This is a genomic window from Nostoc sp. CHAB 5715 (assembly GCF_020829685.1).
Classification (GTDB): domain Bacteria; phylum Cyanobacteriota; class Cyanobacteriia; order Cyanobacteriales; family Nostocaceae; genus Nostoc.
Genome location: NZ_JAIVFR010000626.1, coordinates 1 through 4,554, shown reverse-complemented (window position 1 = coordinate 4,554; position 4,554 = coordinate 1). Strand labels below are relative to the sequence as shown.

Below are 4,554 nucleotides of genomic sequence, written 5' to 3'. Positions count from 1 at the left end.
CAGCTGCTGGCAACAGAGACTATGCTCTTATTTTGGGCTTTGAGAAGGGTATTGATCAGTTGGGACTTAGTACAACTGTGAATTATACACTTGAAACTAGAAGTCAGATAACTGACCTTGATACTTTGATTTTCGCCCAACTTCCTGGCGGTAATGAGCTAATTGCGATTGTAGCAAACGTTGACCTGACTACATAGGTATAGCTCATCATCGTATCCGTTCAATAAATCAAGGCGACCTACCAGTTCAGGAACGATTTTACGCTATTTGAGGCTTGTCACTGAGCAATTTACCTCGGATTATTGAGCGGTTACTTATCATCAACAGAGGATAAAAGTAACAATACCTTGTTTGTGGCCAAAAATAATTTAGATACGATCGCCCTGGATAATTGACATGACTGCTGAAATTATGAGATTGTGCGATCGTTATGCCTAATTCCACAAAATAGGGTTGCATACACTCATACATCTTTGTAGACAAAGTACTTAACAGGAACAGAAAATATTATGCAGCCACAGACACACTTTTTAAAGCCAACTGTAAATCAAATTCCTAATCCCAACCCTAACTATGCTAACGCTAATGGGTCTACTTCTTCCTCAAAGTATAGTCAAAAGCCCTCAGGAACTTTGACTACCACTGAGATAAAGACGTTGGTTGAAAGTGGAATTGCTATTGTTACGGCTCAAGCCGGAGCTATTTATGAGACTGACCCAACTTTTTCTTGGCTCTTTAGTGACATCACTGGCATCGGATTAGATGGTTCGGGAGCAGGAACTGCCAATAGTGAAATAAAAGTGGTTGCTAGTTTTAAAGTTGATGCTTATAAAACCTTCTCTTTCGATTTCGATGCAGACTTAGCACTAAAAGCTAAAGAAATTGAAAATTATGGTACTGAATATAACCAGGCTAAGGGGCTAATTTGTTTAATGGTACTAGATACCACAAATCCTGATAAACCTAAGGTATTAGATTATTTCGGTATCCACGGTAAGTTAGTTTCCTCTGAGCAGATTGCTGATTTGAAATCTAGCAAAAGTAGTAATGTTAGTATTAAGAGTATCCCGCAAACTACTGATATTGACGGCGATAATGGTGAGGACTCCCTCAAAGCAAAGAGCGTTGGTAGTTATAAAAAAACTTGGCAGCGTGACATCAACATAACAATAGTAGAAATGAATCTCAGTAATATTATTTTTTTTGGAGATACTTTAATCAACAATTTAGGTAAAAATGTTACTTATGGCACGATTTGGAAAGATGATCTTCAAGGAAGTAACAGGGGAGACAAAATTTATGCCAGCTTAGGAGATGACAAGCTGGATGGAGGGAAAGGCGATGATATCCTCGAAGGCGGCGAAGGGAATGATACTCTAATTGGAGGCCAAGGCAATGATAGCCTAAATGGCGGTTCGGGTGATGACGTTCTGATTGGTGGTAAGGGGCATGATGTTTTAGTTGGTGGCGACGGCTATGACAAATTTGTTTTCAACTTTGGCGTTAACGATAGTTTGGTAACAGGTAGTCTTGATGCCGTCCAAGATTTACTAGTTGGTATTGGTATTGATCTCGGTCTCGATAATATTTTCAACACTAGCGATAAATTCTTGACAAGTGAGTTTGATGTCATTCAAGATTTTAAAATTGGTATTGATAAGATTGAATTTACGGGCCTGCATGATATTGACGCTGAGACTTGGTTAAATGAAATGTTTTATCAAGGAAATATAATTGATAGTAATAATGGTCTCCTTTTGAGTTTTAATTCTGGAGACACTAAACAAACATTACTGCTATCAGGTGTAAATTCTAACCAGTTTTGGTCTGATTCGACCCTACTTTCGATCCTAATTTCTTAGAGTAATTTACAGAACAAAATGGGAAGCATGAAAGCCCACTAGGAAGACTTTAAAATCCAAAAAGATTTTAGAGTCTTAAGCTATGCCAAACTTTGTTCATTAGGTAAGGAAAATGAAAATTACCGAAGAAGAATTCAGCAATTCCTGAGCTAGAATCCAGAATGGATTCTGTGCGACTGGATGTATAAGAATTGATTATGACTAATCCTACAGAACTACTGCGATCGCGCTACGGTGAAATTCCCTTCAATCCCGAAATTCAATGGAATGATTCGCTAACGAGTCATATCATGTCCGCCTAATTAGTTATAATTCCCGCATCTGTGCAAAAAGCGCAAAAGCCTCTTTCCCCCTGCTCCCGTTCGGCTACGCTCACGGCAAGCCTGCCCCCAGCAAGAACTGCGGTCTAAATGATAAGTCTTTAACCGGACACGATATCAAGCAGATATTGAGCGGGTAATTAATCCCACAAAGGAACTGAAGTTCCTTGCGGGACATAGTTTTTACGTTAAGTTGACATCAATAAGCAATGCTAAACCCCTACGCCAAATGTGGTTATTCAAAACATTTATATTTAGATTTTCCTGTCAATGCGAAGTCATAAACCTATTAAAATTCAAATTTTCTGTAGATACTCAGGTGGCACATGATCCACTAACCAAACACCATTAGCAGAACAATAAAAGATGTAACCCGCCTGATGCATTGTGGCAGCATGTACTGCAAAAACTACTGCTTTTCCATATCTTGCACCGACAGTTTGTGCTGTTGCAATATCCTTCGATAAATGGACATGATGTCGTGACATTTTGCAAAGTCCTGTTTGCAGAATTGACTCTACAGATTTGCGTCCCGTGCCGTGATAAAGCTGATCTGGGGGAACAACAGCTTCTAATTGTAAATCGACTTTTACACTATGTCCTTGGTTCGCACGAATCAGAGTACCTGTAGAATCAAAAGAAAAGCGTTGTTTATCGTTGGATTCAACTACCGCCTCTAATTCCTGACGGGTAATCGGAAACTTGTTTTTAGCACAAGCCGTAAGTAGTTCATCAACAGCAACCCAACCACTGGGAGCAAGTTTAATTCCAATTGCATCCGGTGTGTGTCGCAAATATTTGCTGAGATATTTGCTAATTTTGACGAGGCGAGAATCACTCATTTGATGAAGTAGTCATTGGTCATTGGTCATTAGTCATTCACAAAGGAGAAATGACTAATGACTAAAATCATGGCTGGATAGCTGCATTGGGGAAATTACGGGTTAAAAGACCATCTTCCATTTCTACGATGCGATCGGCTATATCTAAAATGCGGTTGTCGTGTGTCACTAGTAAGATAGTAGTTCCCTGATTTTTGGCTAAACTCTGCATTATTTGCACGACATCGCGTCCTGATTGTTTGTCTAATGCTGCTGTTGGTTCGTCTGCTAGCACCAGTGGGGGACGATTCACTAAGGCGCGAGCGATCGCAATTCTTTGTTTCTGTCCACCAGAAAGATTGTCTGGGTAGTAATCAACTCGTTCTTCTAGGCCCACAGACCCCAGCATGGCTTTTGATTTAGCCACTGCTTCTGTTTGAGAAATATTATCATTCAATTCTACCGCCATTTGCACATTTTGCTTTGCTGTCAAGAACCCTAGCAAATTGTGAGCTTGGAAAATATAACCAATGTTGCGTCGCATCTGCACCAGTTTGTTTTGACTGACGCCAACAAGTTCTTCACCTAAAAATTTTAAACTTCCCTCTTGTACAGACCGCAAACCACCAATTAAGCTCAGTAATGTTGTTTTACCTGAACCTGATGGCCCGGTCATAATTACAATTTCACCTGGATAAATTTCTAGGTTGATGTCAAATAATATCTGTTTTCTCAGCGTCCCTTTGCCATAGTAGTGGTTGAGATTTTTAATGGCAATTACAGGTTCTTTTTCTATCATATTCTTATTAATTACAAGTTAATAGTTTTGAAACGTAACTGTACTGTCTATCAAAAATCAGGCTTTCTTAATTATTGATTATAAACTATAGTTATCAATAATATATTTTAATTAATCTTGAATTAATTAAAATATATCTGCTGGATCGGCAGAACGTAATTTTCGGACTGCGATCGCACCAGAGATAATGCACATTAGCATAGTCAAAATCAACACCATTACCGCCCGGTCAAAGCTCATAAAAACTGGTAAAAGTGTTGCGTTTCTGGCGCTATTATACATAAATAAAGCAAAAATTATTCCAGGAAAATACCCTAAAACTGCTAATAATAAAGCCTCTTGAAGAATGACTGTCAATAAATAGTTTTGTGTGTAACCTATTGCCTTGAGAGTAGCGTACTCAGCTAAATGATCTGCAACTTCTGTATAAAGGATTTGATAAACTATCACAGTACCCACAATGAAACCCATGACAGTCCCTAATGTAAAAATAAACCCAATAGCTGTACTATTTGCCCAATAATTCCGCTCAAAATCAATAAATTCTTGTTTAGTTAAAACATTTACTTCATTAGGTAAATATTTTCGTAATTCTTGGGCAACAACGTTAGCATCTGCTCCCGGTTTTAATTTAATTAGCCCAATATCAATTAATCCTTTTTGACGATTACTGAATATTCGCAGAAAGTTAATATCACTTGTAATTAAATTACCATCTGCGCCAAATGATGCACCTAATGTAAATAGTCCTT

At 38.4% G+C, this 4,554-nt stretch carries 5 protein-coding genes; 2 read left to right on the top strand and 3 right to left on the bottom strand.

What is annotated here, in order from left to right:
* Together LC574_RS27665 and LC574_RS38585 are read left to right on the top strand one after the other, a co-directional pair.
* Nucleotides 1–197, top strand: a 197-nt coding sequence (locus tag LC574_RS27665) for a hypothetical protein (RefSeq protein WP_229456879.1), incomplete at its 5' end; no start/stop codon positions are given.
* 312 nt (nucleotides 198–509) lie between these two features.
* Complete coding sequence (locus LC574_RS38585; protein WP_306422165.1) at nucleotides 510–1,862, top strand: calcium-binding protein; 1,353 nt, start codon at nucleotides 510–512, stop codon at nucleotides 1,860–1,862.
* Nucleotides 1,863–2,478: 616 nt separating this feature from the next.
* Here the strand turns inward: LC574_RS38585 and LC574_RS27655 are convergent.
* From LC574_RS27655 to devC, 3 genes are all read right to left on the bottom strand, one after another.
* Nucleotides 2,479–3,024 (bottom strand): RNA 2'-phosphotransferase, encoded by a 546-nt coding sequence (locus LC574_RS27655; protein WP_229456878.1) that lies wholly within the window; start codon nucleotides 3,022–3,024, stop codon nucleotides 2,479–2,481.
* A 67-nt stretch (nucleotides 3,025–3,091) separates the two neighbouring features.
* The gene (locus LC574_RS27650; RefSeq protein ID WP_229456877.1) at nucleotides 3,092–3,802 is read right to left on the bottom strand and encodes a DevA family ABC transporter ATP-binding protein; all 711 of its coding nucleotides are present in this window, start codon (nucleotides 3,800–3,802) and stop codon (nucleotides 3,092–3,094) included.
* Nucleotides 3,803–3,928: 126 nt separating this feature from the next.
* Nucleotides 3,929–4,554, bottom strand: a 626-nt coding sequence (gene devC, locus LC574_RS27645) for an ABC transporter permease DevC (protein ID WP_229456876.1), incomplete at its 5' end; no start/stop codon positions are given.